Origin of the sequence: Paenibacillus puerhi, from assembly GCF_009846885.1 — a bacterium.
GTDB classification, from domain to species: Bacteria; Bacillota; Bacilli; order Paenibacillales; family NBRC-103111; genus Paenibacillus_G; species Paenibacillus_G puerhi.
In genome coordinates this window covers 1-1,908 of the sequence record NZ_WUWM01000083.1, presented here as the reverse complement: position 1 = coordinate 1,908, position 1,908 = coordinate 1, and the positions used below count along the sequence as shown (strand labels likewise).

Below are 1,908 nucleotides of genomic sequence, written 5' to 3'. Positions count from 1 at the left end.
AATCGAGTAGGAGGCTGCCCATTAGTTGAGCAGCCGACCTCTCACACCACCGTACGTACCGTTCGGTATACGGCGGTTCAACCGTTTGAGTGCAATTGACGTAAGCGCTCGTATTGCGCAGGGAAGTCATAATATCCTGCCTGTGCGAGCCTTTCGTTTGTTACAGAGCAATTCAACACTGCGCTTCCGGCGATGCGCCAGTAGCCCAGCCTTGTGTTCCCCCACTGGTACGCCTGCCACTCCGGTATCCCTAACTTTCGCAGGTTTTGTACCTTCGTTTTCGGCCTCTTCCATTGTTTCCAGATGTACATCCGTATACGCCTTCGCAGCCATTCATTCCACCCTTGCAGAATTCGCTTCATGTCCGCAACGTAGAAGTAGCCGATCCACCCGCGTATGTAGACCTTTACGCTCTCCATTACCTGTCGTGCATTCTTGCCTTGACTGCGACTCGTTAGTTCCTTCAGCTTCTTCTTTGCCTTAGCCAAGGATTGACGGTGTACGCGTACGTATACGCCCTTTCCGTTCTTCCCCAGCGCAAATCCAAGGAATTTGAAGTGCTTTTGTGCCACAACGCTGACCACCTTGCTTTTCTGCGTGTTCATTTGCAGCTTGAGCTTCTGCTCCAGATACGCCCGGCTGGTTTCCAACAGTCGCATCGCGGCTCGCCTACTTCTTGCGAGCAACACGATGTCGTCCGCATAGCGGATGACCCTCACACCTCGGTTCTCCATCTCCTGATCGAATTCATTCAGGTAGATGTTTGCCAATAGCGGGGACAATGGCCCACCTTGAGGCGAGCCTTCCTCCGTTGCGCGGCGAACGCCATTCTCCATGACCCCGCTTTTTAGGTATTTCTTGATCAGGTCGATGACGCATTTGTCCTGGATTTGTTTGCGTACCAGATTCAAAAGAAGCTCATGGTTCAATGTGTCGAAGTATTTGGACAGGTCAATTTCGACCGCGTGGCTGTACCCTTGCTCAGCATACGCTTTTACTTTTCGAATCGCTTGCTGCGCACTTCGCCCTGGGCGGTAGCCGTAACTTCCATCCGAGAAGAGCGGCTCAAACAACGGTTGCAGCTCTTGGGCGATTGCTTGCTGAATCACCCGATCCACTACGGTCGGGATGCCTAGCTTTCGCACGCCGCTTCCATCTGGCTTGGGAATCTCCTTGCGCCGCACCGGGCTTGGCTTGTAGCTTCCTTCCCGGATGCTTTGCAGAAGGTTCTCTCTGTTTTCCCGCAACCATGGCAGCGCCGCCTCGACGGTCATACCATCGATTCCCGGCGCACCGTGGTTACGCTTGACCTGCTTGTACGCCCGGTTCAGATTATCTCTGTCCAGTATGCGTTTCATCAGATCGGTTGCACCGTCTCTTTCCCTACCTTCCCGAGCTTCGATGCTCCGCGCTCCTGCATACCCTTCGCGTTCCACGTTATCTCTTTGCCGGCAGCCCTTTCGGTATTCTGCTTTCATCGCATCGACTCTCCTTTCAGTCTGTACTCGAGACTTACGATTGTTCAGCCCTTCCGTTTGCCTCTGTCGCGGCTCGCGTACTATGGCGTCTGCTGACTTCTCACAGCAAGCTTTACTCCACGTTTCGGATTTTTTTTTTCTACTGCGCGTCTGTGAGACCTCCCCGGGTAAGAGCGATAACTTTCCCCTCATCCATCTGCCACATCTACATGATGAGATTCGGGCAGTATTGGACTTTGCTTTGTCTTGCAAGCTCATCCGTCCCATCATGCCTTGTATGTGATTTCTGTTCGTCAGACCGAGGGTTTGCTTCCGGCTTCCTTCAGATTCGACCTCACGACCGACACCCTTGCCTTCAGCTAACAGTTCCTACTGCCAAGCCTGTAGCGGACTTGCACCGCCTAGTTATCGCCCATGCCGGGCGCACAAG

Annotated in this window: 1 protein-coding gene; it reads right to left on the bottom strand. The window is 53.5% G+C overall.

Annotated features, from left to right (window positions below; genetic code table 11):
- Positions 1 to 77 precede the first annotated feature (77 nt).
- The gene (ltrA, locus tag GSF01_RS29060) at positions 78 to 1,478 is read right to left on the bottom strand and encodes a group II intron reverse transcriptase/maturase (RefSeq protein ID WP_159888755.1); all 1,401 of its coding nucleotides are present in this window, start codon (positions 1,476 to 1,478) and stop codon (positions 78 to 80) included.
- Positions 1,479 to 1,908 lie beyond the last annotated feature (430 nt).

What these genes read in the sequence shown, in the direction of transcription:
- ltrA (WP_159888755.1), bottom strand. Translation starts at nt 1,478, where the DNA reads ATGAAAGCAGAATACCGAAAGGGCTGCCGGCAAAGAGATAACGTGGAA.